General features: G+C 72.8%; 14 protein-coding genes, 1 tRNA gene and 2 pseudogenes. 10 read left to right on the top strand and 7 right to left on the bottom strand.

Annotated elements, in window-relative coordinates; all coding sequences use genetic code 11:
* Positions 1-171: 171 nt before the first annotated feature.
* The gene (gene metG / locus ACWDYJ_RS33245; protein WP_451569328.1) at positions 172-1,899 is read right to left on the bottom strand and encodes a methionine--tRNA ligase; all 1,728 of its coding nucleotides are present in this window, start codon (positions 1,897-1,899) and stop codon (positions 172-174) included.
* A 542-nt stretch (positions 1,900-2,441) separates the two neighbouring features.
* Between metG and ACWDYJ_RS33240 the strand changes: the two genes are divergently transcribed.
* Positions 2,442-2,972, top strand: coding sequence for an RNA polymerase sigma factor (locus tag ACWDYJ_RS33240; protein WP_451569327.1), 531 nt, complete (start codon positions 2,442-2,444; stop codon positions 2,970-2,972).
* Positions 2,973-3,757: 785 nt separating this feature from the next.
* Positions 3,758-4,477 (top strand): annotated as a pseudogene (locus tag ACWDYJ_RS33235) (IclR family transcriptional regulator domain-containing protein); the annotation flags it as partial.
* 396 nt (positions 4,478-4,873) lie between these two features.
* Here ACWDYJ_RS33235 and ACWDYJ_RS33230 read toward each other — a convergent pair.
* Positions 4,874-4,961: transfer RNA gene (locus ACWDYJ_RS33230), tRNA-Leu, on the bottom strand.
* Between the two features lie 182 nt (positions 4,962-5,143).
* The gene (locus ACWDYJ_RS33225; RefSeq protein ID WP_451569326.1) at positions 5,144-6,085 is read right to left on the bottom strand and encodes a beta-ketoacyl-ACP synthase III; all 942 of its coding nucleotides are present in this window, start codon (positions 6,083-6,085) and stop codon (positions 5,144-5,146) included.
* Positions 6,086-6,290: 205 nt separating this feature from the next.
* On the opposite strand from ACWDYJ_RS33225, the gene fdhD reads away from it, so the two are divergent.
* Positions 6,291-7,130, top strand: a complete 840-nt coding sequence (fdhD, locus tag ACWDYJ_RS33220; protein WP_451569325.1) for a formate dehydrogenase accessory sulfurtransferase FdhD — start codon at positions 6,291-6,293, stop codon at positions 7,128-7,130.
* A 54-nt stretch (positions 7,131-7,184) separates the two neighbouring features.
* Here the strand turns inward: fdhD and ACWDYJ_RS33215 are convergent, their stop codons facing one another.
* Together ACWDYJ_RS33215 and ACWDYJ_RS33210 are read right to left on the bottom strand one after the other, a co-directional pair.
* Positions 7,185-7,610 carry a (2Fe-2S) ferredoxin domain-containing protein gene (locus ACWDYJ_RS33215; RefSeq protein ID WP_451569324.1) on the bottom strand — a complete coding sequence of 142 codons (426 nt, stop codon included), beginning with the start codon at positions 7,608-7,610 and terminating at the stop codon, positions 7,185-7,187.
* A gap of 9 nt (positions 7,611-7,619) precedes the next feature.
* On the bottom strand, positions 7,620-8,684 hold the full coding sequence (locus tag ACWDYJ_RS33210; RefSeq protein WP_451569323.1) for a bile acid:sodium symporter family protein: 1,065 nt from the start codon (positions 8,682-8,684) through the stop codon (positions 7,620-7,622).
* 150 nt (positions 8,685-8,834) lie between these two features.
* On the opposite strand from ACWDYJ_RS33210, the gene ACWDYJ_RS33205 reads away from it, so the two are divergent.
* The 7 genes from ACWDYJ_RS33205 (at position 8,835) to ACWDYJ_RS33175 (ending at position 17,970) form a co-directional block, all read left to right on the top strand.
* On the top strand, positions 8,835-9,698 hold the full coding sequence (locus ACWDYJ_RS33205) for a LysR family transcriptional regulator (RefSeq protein ID WP_451569329.1): 864 nt from the start codon (positions 8,835-8,837) through the stop codon (positions 9,696-9,698).
* A 130-nt stretch (positions 9,699-9,828) separates the two neighbouring features.
* A complete protein-coding gene (locus ACWDYJ_RS33200; RefSeq protein WP_451569322.1) occupies positions 9,829-11,664 on the top strand; it encodes an AMP-dependent synthetase/ligase in 1,836 nt (611 codons plus the stop codon).
* An 89-nt stretch (positions 11,665-11,753) separates the two neighbouring features.
* Complete coding sequence (locus ACWDYJ_RS33195; protein WP_451569321.1) at positions 11,754-13,028, top strand: ABC transporter substrate-binding protein; 1,275 nt, start codon at positions 11,754-11,756, stop codon at positions 13,026-13,028.
* A gap of 15 nt (positions 13,029-13,043) precedes the next feature.
* Complete coding sequence (locus ACWDYJ_RS33190) at positions 13,044-15,788, top strand: ABC transporter permease subunit (protein ID WP_451569320.1); 2,745 nt, start codon at positions 13,044-13,046, stop codon at positions 15,786-15,788.
* Positions 15,785-16,555, top strand: coding sequence for an ABC transporter ATP-binding protein (locus tag ACWDYJ_RS33185; RefSeq protein ID WP_451569319.1), 771 nt, complete (start codon positions 15,785-15,787; stop codon positions 16,553-16,555). The genes ACWDYJ_RS33190 and ACWDYJ_RS33185 overlap by 4 nt, the downstream gene beginning before the upstream one ends.
* Before the next feature lie 121 nt (positions 16,556-16,676).
* Positions 16,677-17,519 carry an aldo/keto reductase gene (locus ACWDYJ_RS33180; RefSeq protein WP_451569318.1) on the top strand — a complete coding sequence of 281 codons (843 nt, stop codon included), beginning with the start codon at positions 16,677-16,679 and terminating at the stop codon, positions 17,517-17,519.
* A gap of 10 nt (positions 17,520-17,529) precedes the next feature.
* Entirely contained in the window at positions 17,530-17,970 is a 441-nt protein-coding gene (locus ACWDYJ_RS33175) for an RICIN domain-containing protein (protein ID WP_451569317.1), read from the top strand.
* 281 nt (positions 17,971-18,251) lie between these two features.
* Here the strand turns inward: ACWDYJ_RS33175 and ACWDYJ_RS33170 are convergent.
* Positions 18,252-18,491, bottom strand: a pseudogene (locus ACWDYJ_RS33170) (class I SAM-dependent methyltransferase); the annotation flags it as partial.
* A gap of 143 nt (positions 18,492-18,634) precedes the next feature.
* Positions 18,635-18,940, bottom strand: coding sequence for a 4a-hydroxytetrahydrobiopterin dehydratase (locus ACWDYJ_RS33165; protein ID WP_451569316.1), 306 nt, complete (start codon positions 18,938-18,940; stop codon positions 18,635-18,637).
* Positions 18,941-19,275 lie beyond the last annotated feature (335 nt).

The following is a 19,275-nucleotide window of genomic DNA, read 5'->3' as shown; positions in this document are numbered from 1 at the left end:
AACTCTCCGCCTTGCCAGCGCAGGTTCGGGTGCATGTCGGCGAACAGCAGTCGGGGGGCCCCCCCGGCGGGCGGGGGGGGGGGGGGGGTGGCCGGCGGGGGGGGCCCCCCGCCGGCAGGTCGCGCCCCTCCGGGAGCCGGAGCCACTGGCTATCGGGCCTCAGCTCGGGCCTCAGGCTTCCGGGGAACCGCCGAAGCGCTCCTTGTAGGAGTCCAGGTCCTCTTCGGTGATCTTCGCGAAGAGCACCGGCGGCACGGTGAACGGGGTGCCGGCCGCGACCGCGTCCAGCGACCTGGCCTGCTCCGGGGTCACCCACGCCGCGGTGTCGTCGGCGAGCGTGAACGCGGAGCGCATGGCGCGCGCCGAGGCCGGGATGAAGGGTTCGGAGACCACCGAGTAGAGGTGGATGAGGTTCATCGCGGTGCGCAGGGTGAGCGCCGCGCCCTCCGGGTCGGTCTTGATCTCCAGCCAGGGGGCCTTCTCCTCCAGGTAGGAGTTTCCGGCCGACCACAGGGCGCGCAGCGCGGCCGCGGCCTTGCGGTACTGGAGCGCCTCCATGTGGCCCTCGTACTCGGCCAGCAGCTCGGCGATCTGCTCGCCGAGCTTGGCCTCCGCCTCACCGGCCGGGTTGCCCGCCGGGACGTCGTCGCCGAATCGCTTGCGGGAGAAGGACAGCACGCGGTTGACGAAGTTGCCGAGGGTGTCGGCGAGGTCCTTGTTGACCGTGGCGGTGAAGTGCTCCCACGTGAAGGACGAGTCGTCGGACTCGGGCGCGTTCGCGATGAGGAAGTAGCGCCAGTAGTCGGCCGGCAGGATCTCGAGGGCCTGGTCGGTGAAGACGCCGCGCTTCTGCGAGGTGGAGAACTTGCCGCCGTAGTACGTCAGCCAGTTGAAGGCCTTGACGTAGTCGACCTTCTTCCAGGGCTCGCGCGTGCCGAGCTCGGTGGCCGGGAACATCACAGTGTGAAATGGCACGTTGTCCTTGGCCATGAACTGCGTGTAGCGGACGTCCTCGGCCTCGTACCACCACGACTTCCAGTCGCGGCCCGCCGCGTCCGTGTCGCCCGCGGCGTCCGCCCACTCCTTGGTGGAGGCGATGTACTCGATCGGGGCGTCGAACCAGACGTAGAAGACCTTGCCCTCGGCCGCCAGCTCGGGCCAGGTGTCGGCCGGTACGGGGACACCCCAGTCGAGGTCGCGGGTGATCGCGCGGTCGTGCAGGCCCTCGGTCAGCCACTTGCGGGCGATGGAGGAAGCCAGCTGCGGCCACTCCTCCTCGTGCTCCGCGACCCAGGCCTCGACCTCGACCTGGAGCTTGGACTGGAGGAGGAAGAGGTGCTTGGTCTCGCGGACCTCGAGCTCGGTGGAGCCGGAGATGGCCGAGCGCGGCTCGATCAGGTCCGTGGGGTCGAGGACGCGGGTGCAGTTCTCGCACTGGTCGCCGCGCGCCTTGTCGTAGCCGCAGTGCGGACACGTGCCCTCGACGTAGCGGTCCGGCAGGAAGCGGCCGTCGGCGGGCGAGTACACCTGCCGGATCGCACGCTCCTCGATGAAGCCGTTCTTCTGGAGCTGCCGCGCGAAGTGCTGGGTGATCTCGACGTTCTGCTCGGAAGAGCTGCGGCCGAAGTAGTCGAAGGACAGCTGGAAGCCGTCGTAGACCGCCTTCTGGGCGTCGTGGGCCTGCGCGCAGAAATCGGAGACCGAGATGCCGGCTTCCTTGGCGGCGAGTTCGGCGGGGGTGCCGTGCTCGTCGGTGGCGCAGATGTACAGGACGTCGTGGCCGCGCTGGCGGAGGTACCGGGAGTACACATCCGCCGGAAGCATCGACCCGACCATGTTGCCCAGGTGCTTGATCCCGTTGATGTACGGAAGCGCGCTGGTGATCAGGTGTCGAGCCATCCTCGGATGCTCCATTCATTCGTTTCGTTTATACGGATTTATGCGGATTCATACGGTGACAATGTGCCGTGACGGATTGTGATGCGGTTCATCGTATCGAACCGCCGAAAGGGCACGCGCCGCATTTCTCCGGGTGGGCACAACGCAAAAGCGAGGGCAGTGACCTCTCCGTCACGGCCCTCGCAATGGGCCCATGTTACAGGCGGGCACCGCGTGCCCCCGACCGGACCGGGCCCCACCGCCCGCGCCGGCCCCCCAGAGCGGGGCGCACGGCGCAGCCGGTCGCACGCCGTGCACCTCTCCCCCCGGTCGGGCATATGCGTCCGCGCGCCCGCCTCGCCTCCGTCCGGTCGCCATCGATCAAGAAGCGGTCATCACCAAACGTATTCCTGCCAGGTTTCTTCTCTGCGCCCTATGGGCGCGCCCGCGCTGATCTGATGGCCCCCCGCACAGGGATGAGGTGGGGAACGGTGAACGATGGCGGACCGGAGGAGTCCGGTGGGGCCGTGGGACTGCCGAGCCGGCGGCCACAGCCGACGCCGATGAGCCAGTGGGATCCGACCGCGCGCCTTTCCTACTGGGCTTTCCACGCCAACCGGCGGCCCGCGTACATGCGCTTCGCGTACCTTCAGCTCGGCTCCGACGCGGCGGCCGAGGACGCGGTGGACGCCACCTTCGACTCGATCATGAACGAGTGGCTCCGGATGCTCCACATGGACCGCCTCGACGCCTACGCCTGGACCGTCCTCAAGCAGCGGATCGTCGACTGGCAGCGACGTCTCGACCCCCGCCGCCGGCAGCCGGACCCGCTGGACATCAGCGCCTTCGAGGCGGCCCTGAAGGAGGCCCACGCCGATCAGTACGAGGTATTGACCGACACGATCCGCTTCTACTCGGCCGTCTCCCGCCTCGCCGAACGCCAACGGGACACCGTGATGCTGCGCTACGGGCTCCAGTGCACGCCCGGAGAGGCCGCCGCCGTGATGGGCGTCGACGAGGCCACGGTCCGCTCGCAGCTCGGCCAGGCGCACCGGCGACTGGCCCGGCTGCTCGACGCGTCCGCCGAATCATGAGCCGGCGCGAGAGCCGGAACGGCGACGGCATCCCCCGCGCACTGGCCGAGTTCCTGGACCGGGCGGGCGTCCGCGACCGCTACCGCCACTACGACCTCGGCGCTGCCGAGGCCCGCCTGTTGCGCCTCCCCCGCGCACCCGGCGCCACCCCCGCCGCGCCCCGGACCCGGCGCCGCCCCTTCGGCTGGAGCGACCCCGCCCGGGACTGCCCGCTCGACGCCGAGCGCGCCCGCCGCGACCTGAAGGCCGTCTGCCTCGCCGTGGTCTGCGACCCCCGGGCCGAGCGCGACCTCGGCCGCTTCGTCGCCGGCCGGCACGCCGACCTGCCCGGGGCGGTCGTCTTCGGCTGCCTGCTGCACCTGGCCGGCCTGCGTGAGGGCTCCCGCTTCTGGTGGCAGTTCGCCGCCGGTTCCGGCAGTGCCCGCACCGCGCCGGCCGCCTACTGCCTCTTCCTCGACCACTCCCGGCGCGGCGAGCACCACGACGCCCGCGTCTGGGCGCGCGAGCTGGCCGGCCGGGGTTTCCGGCCGAGCGGGCGCCGCGAACTGCGCGAGGTGCGCCTGTGCGCACAGGCCGCCGTCCTGCGCTACGTCGACCAGCGCGACGATCCCGACCTGGGGCCGGTGCCGCTGCCCCGGCCGGGGCTGCCGTCGGTGCTGGCCGCGTTCCGGCCGCCGCCCCCGCTCGCGGCGCCGTGGCCCCGCCCGGGCAAGGGCCCGCTGCGCCACCCTTCGCTGACGTCCGCCGCGCGGGGGACCGTCGTCCAGGCCGACACCGGCGAGGCCCTGGCGCAGGCCCGCCGCGCGCTGGCCGTCGTACGGGTCCTCGAACGCCGTCCGCTGGGAGTCCCGGCGGGTCGGCTGGCGCGGGAAGCGGGCCTGGCCGAGGCCGAACTCGGCCCGCTCCTCAGCATGCTGTGCGAGGAGGAGTACGCGTACCGGCCGGGCGCCGGGATCTACGCGCGCGGCCCGGCCCTGGACCGGCTCGCCGCCCCGGGCGGACTGGGGCTGGCGCGGCAGCTCCAGCGCACCCTGGCGCTGGCGCGCGACAGCGCGGGCGCCGCCGTCTACCTCAGCCGGTACGTGGACGGCGAGGTCCGGATCACTCAGATGGCGGACGGGCCGGGGGCGCCTCCGGTGCGGGAGTGGGTGGACTTCCGGGCGGCCGCGCACGCGAGCGCGGTCGGCAAGTGCCTGCTGACCCAGCTCGACCACGACGGGCGGGCCGACCACGTGGCCCGTCACCGTCCGGCCCGGCTCACCCCGCAGACCATCACCGACAGCCGCGTGCTGTTCAGTGCCCTGGACGCGGTGGCCCCCGGGGCTCCCGTCTTCGACCTGCGCGAATACTCGCCCGGGGTGGTCTGCTCGGCGGTCCCCATCGCGACCGGGGACGCCGCCGGGAGCCTCGCCCTCTCCTTGCCCGCGACGCACGTCCACCGTCTGCGCTCCGCGACCGAAGCCCTGCGCCGCAAGGCGGTCCCGGTGCTCCTGGCCCTCCTGCTGACCGGCGCCCTCCCCCCGGACGCGCCGACGGCCGGCCTGACCGGCCCGGACCGGACGACCCCGCCCGGCCCGCCGACCCACATCACCCCGGAGACGCTGCGCCACCTGGGCAGGCTCTTCCGTACGCCCCTGACCCGCATCACCAGCACCGGTGCCGGCGCCGCCGCGCCCGACGGTCCCCACCTGGTCAGCGACCCGGCGGCGGCCGCCGCCTACCTCTTCGACGCGGACACCCTGCCGGACCCCGACCGGCCGCGCCTCTCGCTCCCGCACACCTTCACCCAGGTCGTCCCGGGCACGCTCCCGGCACCGGACGGACTGGTGGTCCTGCGGATGTGAGTACACGTCGGAAACGCGAAAGACCCCACGAAAAGTGGGGTCTCAGCTGAGTGATTCTGGTGTCCGAGGGGGGACTTGAACCCCCACGCCCGATAAAGGGCACTAGCACCTCAAGCTAGCGCGTCTGCCATTCCGCCACCCGGACCAGGTGGTCGGCCCCGGTTTCCCGCGGCGACATGGACAACAATAGCAAAGGATCGGCGGGCCTCCGACCACATATCCGAGCGGCCGTCGGTCCGCCACGCCGCGCTGACCTGCACGCATACGCCGCCGCCCACGGCGGGACGCATCGTCTCGCCGTGGGCGGCCACGTGCTCGCGGGCCGGGCTACGGGCAGCGGATGACCTGGCCCGCGTACGAGAGGTTGCCGCCGAAGCCGAAGAGCAGGACCGGTGCGCCGGAGGGGATCTCGCCGCGCTCGATCAGCTTCGAGAGCGCTATCGGGATGCTGGCCGCCGAGGTGTTGCCGGAGTCGACGACATCGCGCGCGACGACGGCGTTGACGGCGCCGATCTTGGCGGCGAGCGGCTCGATGATGCGCAGGTTCGCCTGGTGCAGGACGACACCGGCCAGTTCCTCGGGGGTGATCCCGGCCTTCTCGCAGACCTTGCGGGCGAGCGGCGGGAGCTGGCTGGTGGTCCAGCGGTAGACGGACTGGCCCTCCTGGGCGAAGACCGGGGGCGAGCCCTCGATGCGCACCGCGTGGCCCATCTCCGGCACGGAGCCCCACAGGACGGGGCCGATGCCGGGCTCCGCGCAGGCCTCGACGACGGCCGCGCCGGCGCCGTCACCGGTCAGCACGGCGGTGGTGCGGTCGGTCCAGTCGGTGATCTCGGTCATCTTGTCCGCGCCGATGACCAGCGCGCGGGTGGCGGAGCCGGCCCGGATCGCGTGGTCGGCGGTGGCCAGGGCGTGGGTGAAGCCCGAGCAGACGACGTTGAGGTCCATGACGGCCGGACCGCCGCGCATGCCCAGCTTGGCCGCGACACGGGCGGCCATGTTGGGCGAGCGGTCGATGGCGGTGGAGGTGGCCACCAGGACGAGGTCGATGTCGTCGGGGGTCAGGCCCGCGTGGGCGAGAGCCTTGCCGGCGGCCTGGAAGGCCAGTTCGTCGACCGGCTCCTCGGGGCCCGCTATGTGGCGGGTCCGGATGCCGACCCGGGACCGGATCCACTCGTCGTTCGTGTCGACCATGGCCGCGAGGTCCTCGTTGGTGAGCACTTTCGCGGGCTGGTAGTGCCCTAGCGCCACCACGCGTGAACCGGTCATGGGCGGGGTCCCCCTTTGTACGACAGTCAGGATCTCCCAGCTTTGCCTGCTACCCGTCGGTACGGGTGCGCGTGACCCGACAGGATTCCGGCACCGGAATTTGGAGAATTCCGAGCAATCTCCTGCCGGGGACCCCGTATGCCACGGATCCGGGAGAATGTGCTCGTCAGATGCGGACGAAAACGGAACGGGTGGGCTGATCGCCATGGGACGCGTCACCGAGCGGCGCCGCGTCGTGCGGATCCGGGACGGGGTGGCCGGGGTCCGCCCCGACACCCTCGTCGCGGAGGAACCGCTGGAGATCCGGCTGGGCGGCAAGCCGCTGGCCATCACGATGCGGACGCCGGGCGACGACTTCGCGCTGGCGGTGGGTTTCCTCGTGAGCGAGGGCGTGATCGCACACGCCTCGGACGTCCAGGCCGTGACCTACTGCGAGGGTGCGACCGAGGAGGGCACGAACACCTACAACGTGGTCAACGTACAGCTCGCCGCCGGAGTGCCCCTGCCCGACATCAGCCTGGAGCGGAACGTCTACACGACCTCCTCCTGCGGCCTGTGCGGCAAGGCCAGCCTGGACGCGGTCCGTACGGCGTCCCGCTTCCCGGGGATCGCCGCGGATCCGGTACGGGTCACCGCGGATCTCCTCGCCGAGCTGCCGGGCCGGCTCCGCGCCGCCCAGAAGGTCTTCGACCGCACAGGTGGGCTGCACGCGGCAGGGCTGTTCTCGGCGGAGGGCGAGCTGCTGGACGTACGGGAGGACGTGGGACGGCACAACGCCGTCGACAAGATCGTCGGGCGGGCGCTCCGGGCCGGGCGGCTGCCGCTGGCCGGAGCGGTGCTGCTGGTCTCCGGCCGGGCGTCCTTCGAACTCGCGCAGAAGGCCGTGATGGCCGGGATCCCCGTACTGGCGGCGGTCTCCGCGCCGTCCTCGCTGGCGGTGGACCTGGCGCTGGAGTCGGGGCTGACGCTGGTCGGCTTCCTGCGCGGCCGCGACATGAACATCTACGCGGGTGAGCAGCGGATCGCCCTGCCCGGGACGCCGTAGCCCTTAGGGGGCGTCCTGCGGATCATGGCCGGGCCCTGATCCGCGGGACACCCCCTAGCGGCGACGGCCCCGGCGGGGTGACGGGGCCGGCCGCGTGTCCGGGGGGTCGATGCGGTGGAGGTCCAGGGTGGCGGGCAGTGGGGCGCCGCCGGGGCCGCCGGACTCCGCCCAGGCGATGATCTCGTCCGTCGCGGTGTCGTCCAGGGCCCAGCCGAACCAGACGGCGCGGGCGCCGCGGGCGCGGGCCTCGCTGGTGGGCTGGACCACGATGACATTGGCCTGGGCGCACGGTCCGAGGCAGTCGCTCGTACGCACGGCCAGCCGGCCGCCGGACGCGGCGGCGGCCTCGCGCAGCCGGGCGAGCTGGCCGGCGTGGTCGGAGCCGGGGTTCTTGCGGGGGTCCCCGCAGCAGCAGCCTCGGCAGACCACCAGGGTGCAGGGGCGCGGGGCGCGGGCGGCGAGCGGGCGTATCCAGGTCACCGCCGCACGTTACCGGCCCGGCGGGGTGGGGTGTTGGGCGGTGTGGGAGACCTCCGCCACATCGGCGTCCGGGAGTTGAGGGTCCTGGGCCTCCGAGTCCCGGGCCTGCGGGTCCTGGGCGCGGCGGCGGGCCAGGACCGCGCAGACCATCAGCTGCATCTGGTGGAACAGCATCAGCGGCAGCACCGCGAGGCTCGCCTGGGCCCCGAACAGGACGCTGGCCATGGGGAGTCCGGCGGCGAGGCTCTTCTTCGACCCCGCGAACTGGATGGCGACGCGATCCTCCCACCCGAAGCCGAGGCGCCCGGCCCCGTACCAGGTGACGAGGAGCATCACGGCGAGGAGCACGGCCTCCACCGCCATCAGGGCGCCGAGGCGCGGGATGCTCACCTGGCTCCAGACGCCCGCGGCCATGCCCGCGCTGAAGGCGGCGTAGACGACGAGCAGGATCGAGCCCCGGTCGACGTAGCCCAGCACCTTCTTGTGGCGGACGAGGAAGCCGGCGACCCGGCGGCGCAGCAGCTGACCGAGGAGGAAGGGCAGGACGAGCTGAACGGCGATCTTGAGGAGGGAGTCGAGGGAGGAGCCGCCCCCGCCGTTGCCGAGCAGGGCGGCGGCGAGGAGGGGGGTGAGGAGGATCCCGGCGAGGCTGGAGAAGGAGCCGGCGCAGATCGCGGCGGGGACGTTGCCCCGGGCGATCGAGGTGAAGGCGATGGAGGACTGGATGGTGGAGGGGACCAGGCACAGGAAGAGGAGGCCGCTGTGGAGCGGGGGCGAAAGGAGGGTGGGGACGAGGCCGCGGGCGGCCAGGCCGAGCAGCGGGAAGAGCAGGAAGGTGCAGGCCAGGACGGTGAGGTGGAGCCGCCAATGGCGCAGACCGTCGAGGGTTTCGCGGCTGGAGAGCCGGGCGCCGTAGAGGAAGAAGAGCAGGGCCACGGCCGCGGTGGCGGCGCCGTCGGCGACGGTGGCCGCAGGGCCGCGGGCGGGCAGCAGCGCGGCGAGGGCGACGGTGGCGAGCAGGGCCAGGACGTACGGGTCCAGGGGCAGCCAGGCGGGAGGGTGCGGGCGTCGCATGCGCGGGTGCTCACTTGCTGTCGGGGCGGCGTGGGGTCGGGGACGGCGCCCCGGCGGCACGTCCCATGGTCGCGGCGTCGGCGGTCATCGGGAAACCCGCACACCGAACTGACTGTCATCGCACAGCGCAATATCATGTGGTACATGAACATGTACGACCCCGTTCAGCTCCGCACCTTCCTCACCGTGGCCCAGACGCTCAGCTTCACCCAGGCCGCAGGCCGCCTCGGGGTCCGCCAGTCCACGGTCAGCCAGCACGTGCGGCGGCTGGAGGAGGCGACCGGGCGGCCGCTGTTCCTCCGGGACACGCACAGCGTGGCGCTGACGGAGGACGGTGAGGCGCTGCTGGGCTTCGCACGGACCATCCTGGAGGCGCACGAACGGGCGGCGGCCTTCTTCACCGGGACCCGGCTGCGCGGGCGGCTGCGCTTCGGGGCGTCGGAGGACTTCGTACTGACCCGCCTGCCGGAGATCCTGGAAGGGTTCCGGCACCAGCACCCCGAGGTGGATCTGGAGCTGTCGGTCGAGCTGTCGGGCACGCTGCACGAGCGGCTGGACGCCGGGCGGCTGGATCTGGTCCTGGCCAAGCGGCGCGGCCCGGGGGACGAGCGGGGCCGGCTCGTGTGGCGGGACCGCATGGTGTGGATCGGGGCGGAGGGGCTGCGGCTGGATCCGGCGCGGCCGGTGCCGCTGATCGCCTTCCCGCCGCCGGGGATCACCCGGGCCAGGGCACTGGAGGTGCTGGAGCGGGACGGGCGGGCCTGGCGCATCGCCTGTACGAGCGGCAGCCTCAGCGGTCTGATCGCGGCGGCCCGGGCGGGGCTCGGCGTGATGGCGCACACCCGGGGGCTGATCCCGCCGGGGCTGGTCCGGGTGGGGGGCCTGCCGGAGCTGGGGCCGGTGGAGTTCGCCCTGCTGCGGGGTGCGCGGGGCGGTGGCGCGGGCGGCCCGGCGGCGCAGGCCCTGGCCTCGGCGATCCTCTCGGGCGCGGACCGCCTCAGCCGGACGGCGTGACGGGCCGGGGAACCGGCCGCAGATCCCGGCCGGGCCGGCGCTGAGGAGGTCTTGTGGAGGTATCCGCAGGCTGATCAACTCCCGGTGGGCGTGGGATAGCGTCACCGCGCTGCCACGGAGAGGAGCGGGCTTGCGCGAAATCACCGTCCCGCCGGTCGTCGCGGGCGCGCCCGTCGGCGGCCTGGCCGACGTCGTCTTCGAGCACGCCGGGCAGGACCCGGAGCGGGTGGTGCTCGGCCGCAAGGAGGACGGGGTCTGGCGTGATGTGACGTCCCGGGAGCTGGCCGGCGAGGTGCTCGCTCTCGCCAAGGGACTGCTGGCCCAGGGGATCCGCTTCGGTGACCGGGTCGCCGTGATGTCCCGCACCCGCTACGAGTGGACACTGTTCGACTTTGCCCTGTGGGCGATCGGCGCCCAGCCCGTCCCGGTCTACCCGACCTCCTCCACGGAGCAGGTGCACTGGATCCTCTCCGACTCCTCCTGCACGGGGTGCGTCGTGGAGAACGAGGACCAGGCCATGACCGTCGGCTCGGTGATCGAGGGGCTGCCCGCGCTGCGCCTGCTGTGGCAGTTGGACGCGGGGGCGGTGGAGGAGCTCGTGCGGGACGGGCGGGCGGTGGCCGAGGACGTCGTGCACCGCCACCGCCGGGCCGTCACGCCCGACGCCGTCGCCACCGTCATCTACACCTCGGGGACCACGGGCCGACCCAAGGGCTGTGTGCTCACCCACGCCAACTTCATGTTCGAGGCCGACACGATGGTGGCCCGCTGGGAGTCCGTGTTCCAGGCCGGCCCCGGGGAGCGGCCCTCCACGCTGCTCTTCCTGCCGCTGGCGCACGTCTTCGGGCGGATGGTGGAGGTGGCCGCCGTACGGGCCCGGGTCAAGCTCGGCCATCAGCCGGAGCTGGCCGCCGCCGAACTGCTGCCGGATCTCGCCGCGTTCCGGCCGACCTTCGTGCTCGGGGTTCCGTACGTCTTCGAGAAGGTGTTCGCCTCCGCCCGCCGCTCCGCGCACGCGCAGGGGCGGCTGGGGCCCTTCGACCGGGCGGTGGACGTGGCCGTGCGGTACGCGCAGGCGCGGGAGGAGAAGGCGTTCGGTACCGGGCCCGGCCCCTCGGCCGGGCTGCGGATGGAGCACCAGCTCTTCGAGAAGCTGGTGTACGGCAAGGTCCGCCAGGCCATGGGCGGCCGGGTACGGCACGCGATGTCGGGCGGGTCGGCGATGTCGCGCCGGCTCGGCCTGTTCTTCGACGGCGCCGGGATCACGATCTTCGAGGGGTACGGGCTGACCGAGTCCTCCGCGGCCGCCACCGCCAACCCGCCCGGGGCGACGAAGTACGGGACGGTGGGGCCGCCGATCCCGGGCAGCACGGTCCACATCGCGGACGACGGGGAGATCTGGCTGCACGGAGGTCACGTCTTCTCCGGGTACCTGAACGATCCGCGCGCGACGCGGGAGGTGCTGCGCGGCGGCTGGCTCGCGACCGGGGACCTGGGGCGCCTCGACAAGGACGGGTACCTGACCATCACCGGGCGCAAGAAGGAGATCCTGGTGACCTCCAACGGCAAGAGCGTGTCGCCGACGGCCCTGGAGGAGCGGGTGCGCTCACACCCTCTGGTGTCACATTGCGTACTGGTGGGCAACGACCGGCCGTTCATCGCGGCGCTGATCACCTTGGACATGGAAGGGATCGCGCACTGGCTCTCGATGCGCGGACTCGCGCAGCGCGGCGCCGAGGAGGTGGTGGGCGACCCGGAGCTGACGGCGGAGGTACGGCGGGCCGTGGTGGCCGCGAACACCTTGGTCTCGCAGGCCGAGGCGATCCGCGCCTTCCGGGTGCTGGCGGAGCAGTTCACGGAGGAACGCGGGCTGCTGACCCCGTCGCTGAAGCTGAAGCGCCGGGCGATCGAGAAGAGGTACGCCCGGGAGGTCGCGGCCCTCTACCAGCCGGGACTCGATATCTGACGAGTCGTCACTTCGCTTCGTCAGTCGTATTGACGGTGCGTCAGGTCACGCACAGAATGCGGGGATTCCGACCGGAGGGGATCCCACCCATGTCGCGACCCATCCGCGCCCTGGCCGCCGCGGCGGCCACGCTCGCGCTCGTCTCCGCCTGCAACTCCGCCTCCCACGGGACCGACCCCGGCAAGCCCGGCGACGCGGCCCGGACCACCCGCGGCGTCAGCGCCGATGCGATCAAGGTCGGCGGCATCGTGTCGATGACCAGCGCCGGCGGCTACAGCAAGAAGGACACCGACCTCGGGGCCAGGGCCCGCTACCTGAGAGCCAACGCCGAGGGCGGCGTCAACGGACGCAGGATCGACTACATCGGCGCCGAGGACGACGGCCAGGACCCCGCGAAGAACATGGCCGCCGCCCGCAAACTCGTCCAGCAGGACAAGGTCTTCGCCGTCTCCCCCATGAGCTCGGTCACCTTCTCCGGCGCCGACTTCCTGGAGCAGGAGAAGGTCCCCACCTTCGGCTGGGGCACCCTGCCCTCCTTCTGCGGCCCCCAGCACATCTACGGGTTCAACGGCTGCCTGGTTCCCACCCCGGGCGGCACCCTCAACCAGACCTGGCCCGAGGGCATCGCCCAGGTGCTCGGCGGCGCGCGGGGCAAGTCGGTGGCGGTCATCGCCAACGACAGCGACGCCGGGAAGTTCGGCATCCGGACCTTCCGACAGGGCTTCGCCGCCGCCGGGTTCGAGGTCTCCTACGCCAAGGCCTCCGTACCCGCCACCGCCGTGCCGAGCGACTGGTCGGCGTACGTGAAGGAGATCCTCAGCAGCGCGGGCGGCACCGACGGCAAGGCGCCGGACGCCGTCATCTCGGTGATGCAGACCCCCAACAACATCGGCCTGTTCACCGCGCTCAAGCGCGCCGGCTACAAGGGGCTGCTGTCCGACCCGACCGACTACGACCCCGCGCTGCTCGCCAAGGACACCACCAAGCAGGCCCTGGACGGCGTGCACGTGCTGCTCCAGTTCGAGCCCTTCGAATCCGCGCATCCGAAGATGGCGCAGTTCAAGGCCGACATCAAGGCCGCCGCGGGCGGTCAGAACGTGCCGTTGAACATGCACATGCTGACCGGGTACATGTCGGCCGACCTCTTCCTGGCCATCGCGCAGAAGGCGGGCAAGGCGCTGACCGTCGAGTCCTTCCAGGCCGCCGCGCAGGGCTTCTCCGACACCGGAACCCTCGTCGGCGACCGCGCGGAGCCCAAGGGGCAGAAGGACAGTTTCGGCTGCGGTGCGCTCGTCCAGCTGAAGAACGGGGCGTACGAGGTGTCCGTACCGTTCAAGTGCCACCAGCCCATCCCCTTCACGTAGGGGCGGGGCGACACGATGGGTGATCTGCTCGTCTTCGTGCTGAGCGGTCTGGTGTCCGGAGCCCTGTACGCGCTGCTGGCCACCGGGCTGGTGCTGTCGTACTCGGCCTCCGGACTGTTCAACTTCGCGCACGGGGCCACCGCCTACCTGTGCGCGCTCACCTTCTACGAGCTGCACTCCGGGCTGGGCTGGCCGGCGGTGCCGGCCGCGCTGCTGGTGGTGTGCGTACTGGCCCCCGGGCTCGGGTGGGGGCTGGACCGGCTGATGTTCCGGCGGCTCGCCCGGGTCGGGGAGAGCGCCCAGATCGTGGCGACCATCGGCCTGCTGGTGGCGCTGCCGGCGGCCGGGCTGTGGGTGGTGGAGCTGCTGGTGGAGGCGGGCGCTCCGCTGAGGCCCGCGGAGAACCAGTTCGGGCTGCCGGGGGTGGGGCCGAGCCCCGCGAGGTCCTGGCAGCTCATGGACGGGGTCGGCGTGGACTCCGACCAGCTGATCACCTGGGTGGTGACGGCGGTGGTCGCGGTGGCCCTGTGGGTGCTGATGCGGCACACCAGGCTGGGGCTGCGGCTGCGGGCCGCCGTCGACAACCGGTCCCTGACCGAGCTGCGCGGGATCAGCGCCGACCGGCTGTCCTCGGTGGCGTGGATGATCGCGTCGGGGCTGGCGGGGCTCGCGGGGGTGCTCGCGACCCCGCTGCTGGGGCTGTCGGCGCACGATTTCACCCTCTTCCTGTTCGTGTCGGCGACGGCGGCCGTCATCGGCCGGTTCGCCTCGGTGCCGCTCGCCTTCGCGGGCGGGCTGGGGCTCGGGGTGCTGCAGAACCTGGTCGCCGGGTACGCGTCCTTCGCCGAGGGGATCACCGGGTTCAGGACGGCGGTGCCCTTCCTCATCCTGTTCGGCGGACTGCTGGTGCTGACGCGGCGCGCGCGGGCCACGGGGGTCACGGCGGTCGAGTCACCGCCGGTGGACCATCTGGCCGGGGCGTCCTGGGGGCGGCGGTGGGGGGCGTGGACATGTGGCGGTGCAGTGTTGTGTGTGGCGTTTTACACCGTGACCACACCGTTCTGGAGCGGGTTGCTCGCGCAGGGACTGGCCATCGGGCTCGTGTTCATGTCCTTCACCGTGGTGACCGGCCTCGGCGCGATGGTGTCGCTGGCCCAGGCCACTTTCGTCACCGGGGCCGCGCTCGTGGCGGGGCTGCTGATGAGCCGCGGCTGGCCGTTCGTGGCAGCGCTGGCGGTGGGCACCTGCGTCGCCGCGCTGCTGGGGGCGCTGGTCGCGCTGCCGGCGCTGCGCCTCGGCGGGCGCTCGCTCGCGCTGGCCACGCTGGCGCTGGCGTTCCTGGCCGACCAGGTGCTGTTCCAACTGCGCTGGCTGCGCAACGGGGACGCCGGATGGTCCGTTCCCCGGCCCGTCGTCGGGCCCGTGGACCTGTCCGACGACCGCGCCTTCGGGGTGGCGCTCGTGGTGCTGGTCGCCGCCGTGGCCGCCGGGCTGAGCGCCTTGCGCGACTCGCCCTCGGGGCGGGCGATGCTGGCCGTACGGTCGGCTCCGGCCGCGGCGATGGCCTCCGGGGTCTCCGTACTGCGCACGAAGCTGCTGCTGTTCACCCTGTCGGCCGGTCTGGCGGGCTTCGGGGGCGTGATCTACGCGTCCTACAACACCCGGATCACGGCCACGGACTTCACCGCGATGACGGGGCTGGTGTGGCTGGCGGTCGTGGTGGCGGCGGGCGTGCGGCGGCCCGCGTACGCCGTGGTGGCGGGGCTGGTGTTCGCCGTGGCTCCGCGCGTGATGGCGGACTACGTGACCTCGTCGGCGCATCTGCCGGTGATTCTGTTCGGGCTGGCGGGGTTGGCCTTGGCCAACGATCCGGACGGGTACTGCGCGGCGGTGCCGGTGCGGTTGGCCCGGAAGCGAGCGGGGGGCCCTACGGGCGGTCCCTCCCCCACCCCGCCCCTTCCCGAAACCGGGATCCGCCCGGACCCGGCGGGGGCTCCGCCCCCCTGTCCGCGCGCCTCGAACCCCGCCGGACTCCGTCCGGGGGCACCCCCTGGTGAGGCTGCCTTCCAGCCTGCCCTGGAGTTGCGCGGAGTCACAGCCGGGTACGACGGGGGGCTCGTACTGCACGGGGTCGACCTGGCCGTGCGCAGAGGCGAGATCCTCGCCGTGCTCGGGCCCAACGGGGCCGGCAAGAGCACCGCCTGCCGGGTGGCCGCCGGGCTGCTGCCCGTCGTGGGCGGGGCCGTTCACGTGGCGGGGCGCAATATGACACGTGACGGTGCAGTACGACGGTCCCGCGCCGGAGTACTGCTCGCCCCCGAGGGCCGCGGCATCTTCCCGGCCCTGACCATCGAGGAGAATCTGACCCTCTACCTGCGGGAGGCCGACGCCCGGGCCGCCGTCTACGACCGGTTCCCCCGGCTCGGGGAACGGCGCGCGGTGAGCGCCGGCGCCCTGTCGGGCGGCGAGCAGCAGATGCTGGCCCTCGCCCCGCTGTTGCAGCGGCCGCCCGAGGTGCTGATCGCGGACGAGCCCTCCCTGGGCCTCGCGCCACGCGTCGTGGACGAGGTGTACGAGGTGCTCAGTGAGCTGCGCGCGGCCGGAACCGCGCTGCTGCTGGTGGAGGAGAAGGCCGCCGAGATCCTCGGGATCGCCGACACCGTGGCCTACCTCGCCCAGGGCCGGGTCTCCTGGTGCGGCCCCCGCGCCGAGGTGGAGGCGGACCGGCTCACCGAGGCCTACCTGGGGATGGCGCCGTGAGCGGATACGTACTGGAGGCGAGCGGCGTCAGCGTGCGCTTCGGCGGGGTCCGGGCGCTGACCGGGGTGGACCTCGGGGTCCGGGCCGGGGAGGTGTGCGGACTGATCGGCCCGAACGGGGCCGGGAAGACCACGCTTTTCGACGTGCTGTCCGGAATCAGGCGGCCCGACCAGGGCCGGATGCTGCTCGACGGAGTGGACGTCACCCGCCGTTCCCCGGTCTGGCGGGCCCGGCACGGGATGCGCCGGACCTTCCAGCGCCAGCAGCTGTTCGGGCAGCTCAGCGTGGCCGACAACGTACTGGTGGCGCAGGAGTGGCGGGGCGGCGGGGGCGGGCTCGCCGCCGATCTGCTGGCCTCGCCGGCCCGGCGGGCGCGGGAGCGGGCCCGCCGGGAGCGCGGCGAGCGGGTGCTGGCGGACTGCGGGATCGGGGCGCTCGCGCCCGCGTACGCCGGCGGGCTGCCGGTCGGTCAGGCGCGGATGGTGGAGCTGGCCCGTGCCGTGGCCGATCCGCCGCGGGTGCTGCTCCTCGACGAGCCCGCGTCCGGGATGTCGGCGCCCGAACGGGAGCAGCTCGCGCGGGTGGTGCGGCGGCTGGCCGGGGAGGAGGGCTGCGCGGTGCTGCTGGTCGAGCACAACGTGGCCTTCGTGATGGACCTCTGCGCTCGGGTCGTCGTACTGGATCTCGGCACGGTCCTCGCCGAGGGGACGGCGGCCGAGGTCCGGGCGAACCCGCTGGTGCGGGAGGCGTATCTGGGGACGTCCTGAATCCCGACCGCGGGCCCCGCCCGCGCCCCGTCCGGCCGGTTGGCGGGAATACGGTGCTCGGGGGGCCGGTTGTGGCCCCGCGTACGACGCCGCACCACCGACCCCGAGGGAACGACCCGACGTGAACCAGGTCCCCACCATCAAGCTCAACAACGGCACGCTCATGCCCCAGCTCGGCTTCGGCGTCTGGCAGGTTCCGGACGCCGAGGCGCGGCGGACCGTCGGGACCGCGCTGGAGGCCGGGTACCGCAGCATCGACACCGCGGCCGTCTACGGCAACGAGAAGGGCACCGGCAAGGCCCTCGCCGCGTCCGGCGTACCGCGCGAGGAGCTGTTCGTCACCACCAAGCTGTGGAACAGCCCGTCGCGGACCTGGGACCGGGACGAGGTGCTGCGCGCCTTCGACGACTCGCTCGGCAAGCTGCGCCTCGACCGCGTCGACCTGTACCTGATCCACTGGCCGCGCCCGATGCGCGACGACTTCCTCGGCATCTGGAAGACCTTCGAGGAGATCGCGGCGAGTGGCCGGGCCACGGCCGTCGGCGTGTCGAACTTCCGCCCGGTGGACCTGGAGCGGCTCGGCGCCGAGAGCGCGCTCGTCCCGGCCGTGAACCAGATCGAACTGCACCCGCTCTTCCCCCAGCGGGAGCTGCGCGCCCTGCACGCCTCGCTGGGCATCGCCACCGAGGCCTGGTCCCCGCTCGGCCAGGGCAAGGAACTGCTCACTCTCCCGGTCGTCGCCGCGCTCGCCGCCAAGCACGGCCGCAGCGCCGCGCAGATCGTGCTGCGCTGGCACCTCCAGCAGGGCACCATCGTCATCCCGAAGTCCGTCACCCCCTCCCGGATCCGGGAGAACCTGGACGTCTTCGGCTTCGAGCTCGACGCCTCCGACCTGGCGGCGCTGGACGCCCTGGGCCGGGCCGGGGGCCGGATCGGCCCGGATCCCGCCGTCTTCGACGCGTGAGGGCGGGCACGTGAACGTTTCCGAAGGGGTCTACCGGATCCGCAACGTGGACAGCGGGCTCGTCCTCCAGCTGGAGGGCGCCTCGCGGGTACGGGTGGGCCCCGACGGGCCTCCCGCGCCGCAGGCCGCCCGCCGCTGGCGGATATCGCCGGTGCACAGCGGCGGCGGCGTCTTCCACGTGGTGAGCGAGGACAACGGCCGACGCCTCGACGTGGCGAACGCCTCCCCGGACAGCGGGGCCCGGGTGCAGGTGTGGCGGGCCAACGCCTTCGGCGCGCAGGAGTGGATCGTCGAGGCGCACCTGGACGCTCCGGGGGTGGTGTCCCTGATCGCGTGCATCAGCGGCCTGCCGCTGGAGACGGACGAGGCGGGCCGGGCCCGGCAGGGCGAGGACACCGACTCGCCGTCCCAGTGGTGGCGTCTGGAGCCGCTGGGGGAGCAGGCGCCGTAGGACCGCCGGTGCGGACCCGTCAGCCGCGTACGAAGCTCCGTACGCGGTACGTCGGCTCCGCGCGGGGTGCGGCCCTGTCCGTGACCGGTGAACTCGGCTTCCCCGTACGGCCGCAGGCCCGCTCGCGCCGCGTGGGCCGTGACCTGCTCCGAGGAGTCGGCCGGGGCCGCGGTCAGGTGCGGCGCGAGCACGGCGTCGATGTCGCTGCCGACGTCGTGCGCGGCGTCCTTGTCCACGGTGGTGACGAAGACCCCGCCGGGACGCAGCACCCGCCCCACCTCGGCGACCAGGGCCGCCACCACGCCCGGGTCCCGCAGCAGGTGCAGCAGCCACACCGCGCTCACGGCGTCGAGCGAGCCCGAGCGCACCGGCAGCCGGGTCCCGGAGGCGAGGACCACCGGGACCCCGCGGCGCCACGCCGTCGAGGCCATCGCGTACGAGGTGTCCGCGCCCAGGATCCGCAGCCCGGGGCGGGCGAGGCGGGCGGTGACGATGCCCGTGCCGCAGCCGAGGTCGAGCAGGGTGCGCGCGTGCGCCGGGAGCAGGCCGAGGACCGCCGCAGCGGCGGCTTCGGCGCGGGGCGTTCCGCCGCGGGTGGCGTCGTACGCGTCGGCCTCGGCGTCGTAGTCGAGGAGCGGTCTCGACAGGGGCGGGTGTGTCGTCCTCAGCTCGCGCCGTGGGCGGGGGCGAGGGATTCGACGCGCTCGGCGAGGGCGAAGTCCCGCTCGGTGACCATTCCGCCGGCGTCATGGGTGTTCACCGACAACACGACGGTGTTGTAGCCGAGGGTCAGGTTGGAGTGGTGGTTCAACTCCTCCTGGACCGAGGCGATGTGTGCGACGAGGGCGCTCGCGGCGACGTGCGTGCCCAGCCGGTAGGTGCGGGAGATGCGGTCGTTCTCGAAGGTCCAGCCGGGAAGTTCCCGCAACCGGTCCTCGATCTCCTTCTGCGAAAGCGGCTCACTCGACATGCGGCGGCTCCTGTTCCCCGTGAGGTGGAGTCAAGGTTCCCACAGCGCGCCCGGGAGCGAACCTTTCGCGCCATAGTGCGACCGGGTACTTTCCGTGCCTTCCGAGCCTGACGTGCTCCCCCTATGCTCCTGCGCCGGACGTGACTGTTACCAGCGGTAACGAGGGGGCATCGCCATGGCGAGCACAGGCAGTTCGAGGCGTACGTTCATCGCGGGCGCCGGAGCGGCGGCCACCGCCGGGGCCTATGCCCTGGAGGAACTCCAGGCCTGCCTCTGTTGCGCCGGCCTTGTGGAATGCCACCGTGAGTCTGGTCAGCGTACGCGCATGCCGCCCA

It is taken from the genome of Streptomyces sp. NPDC003042, from assembly GCF_053591315.1.
This window is presented reverse-complemented; position numbering and strand designations above follow the sequence as displayed.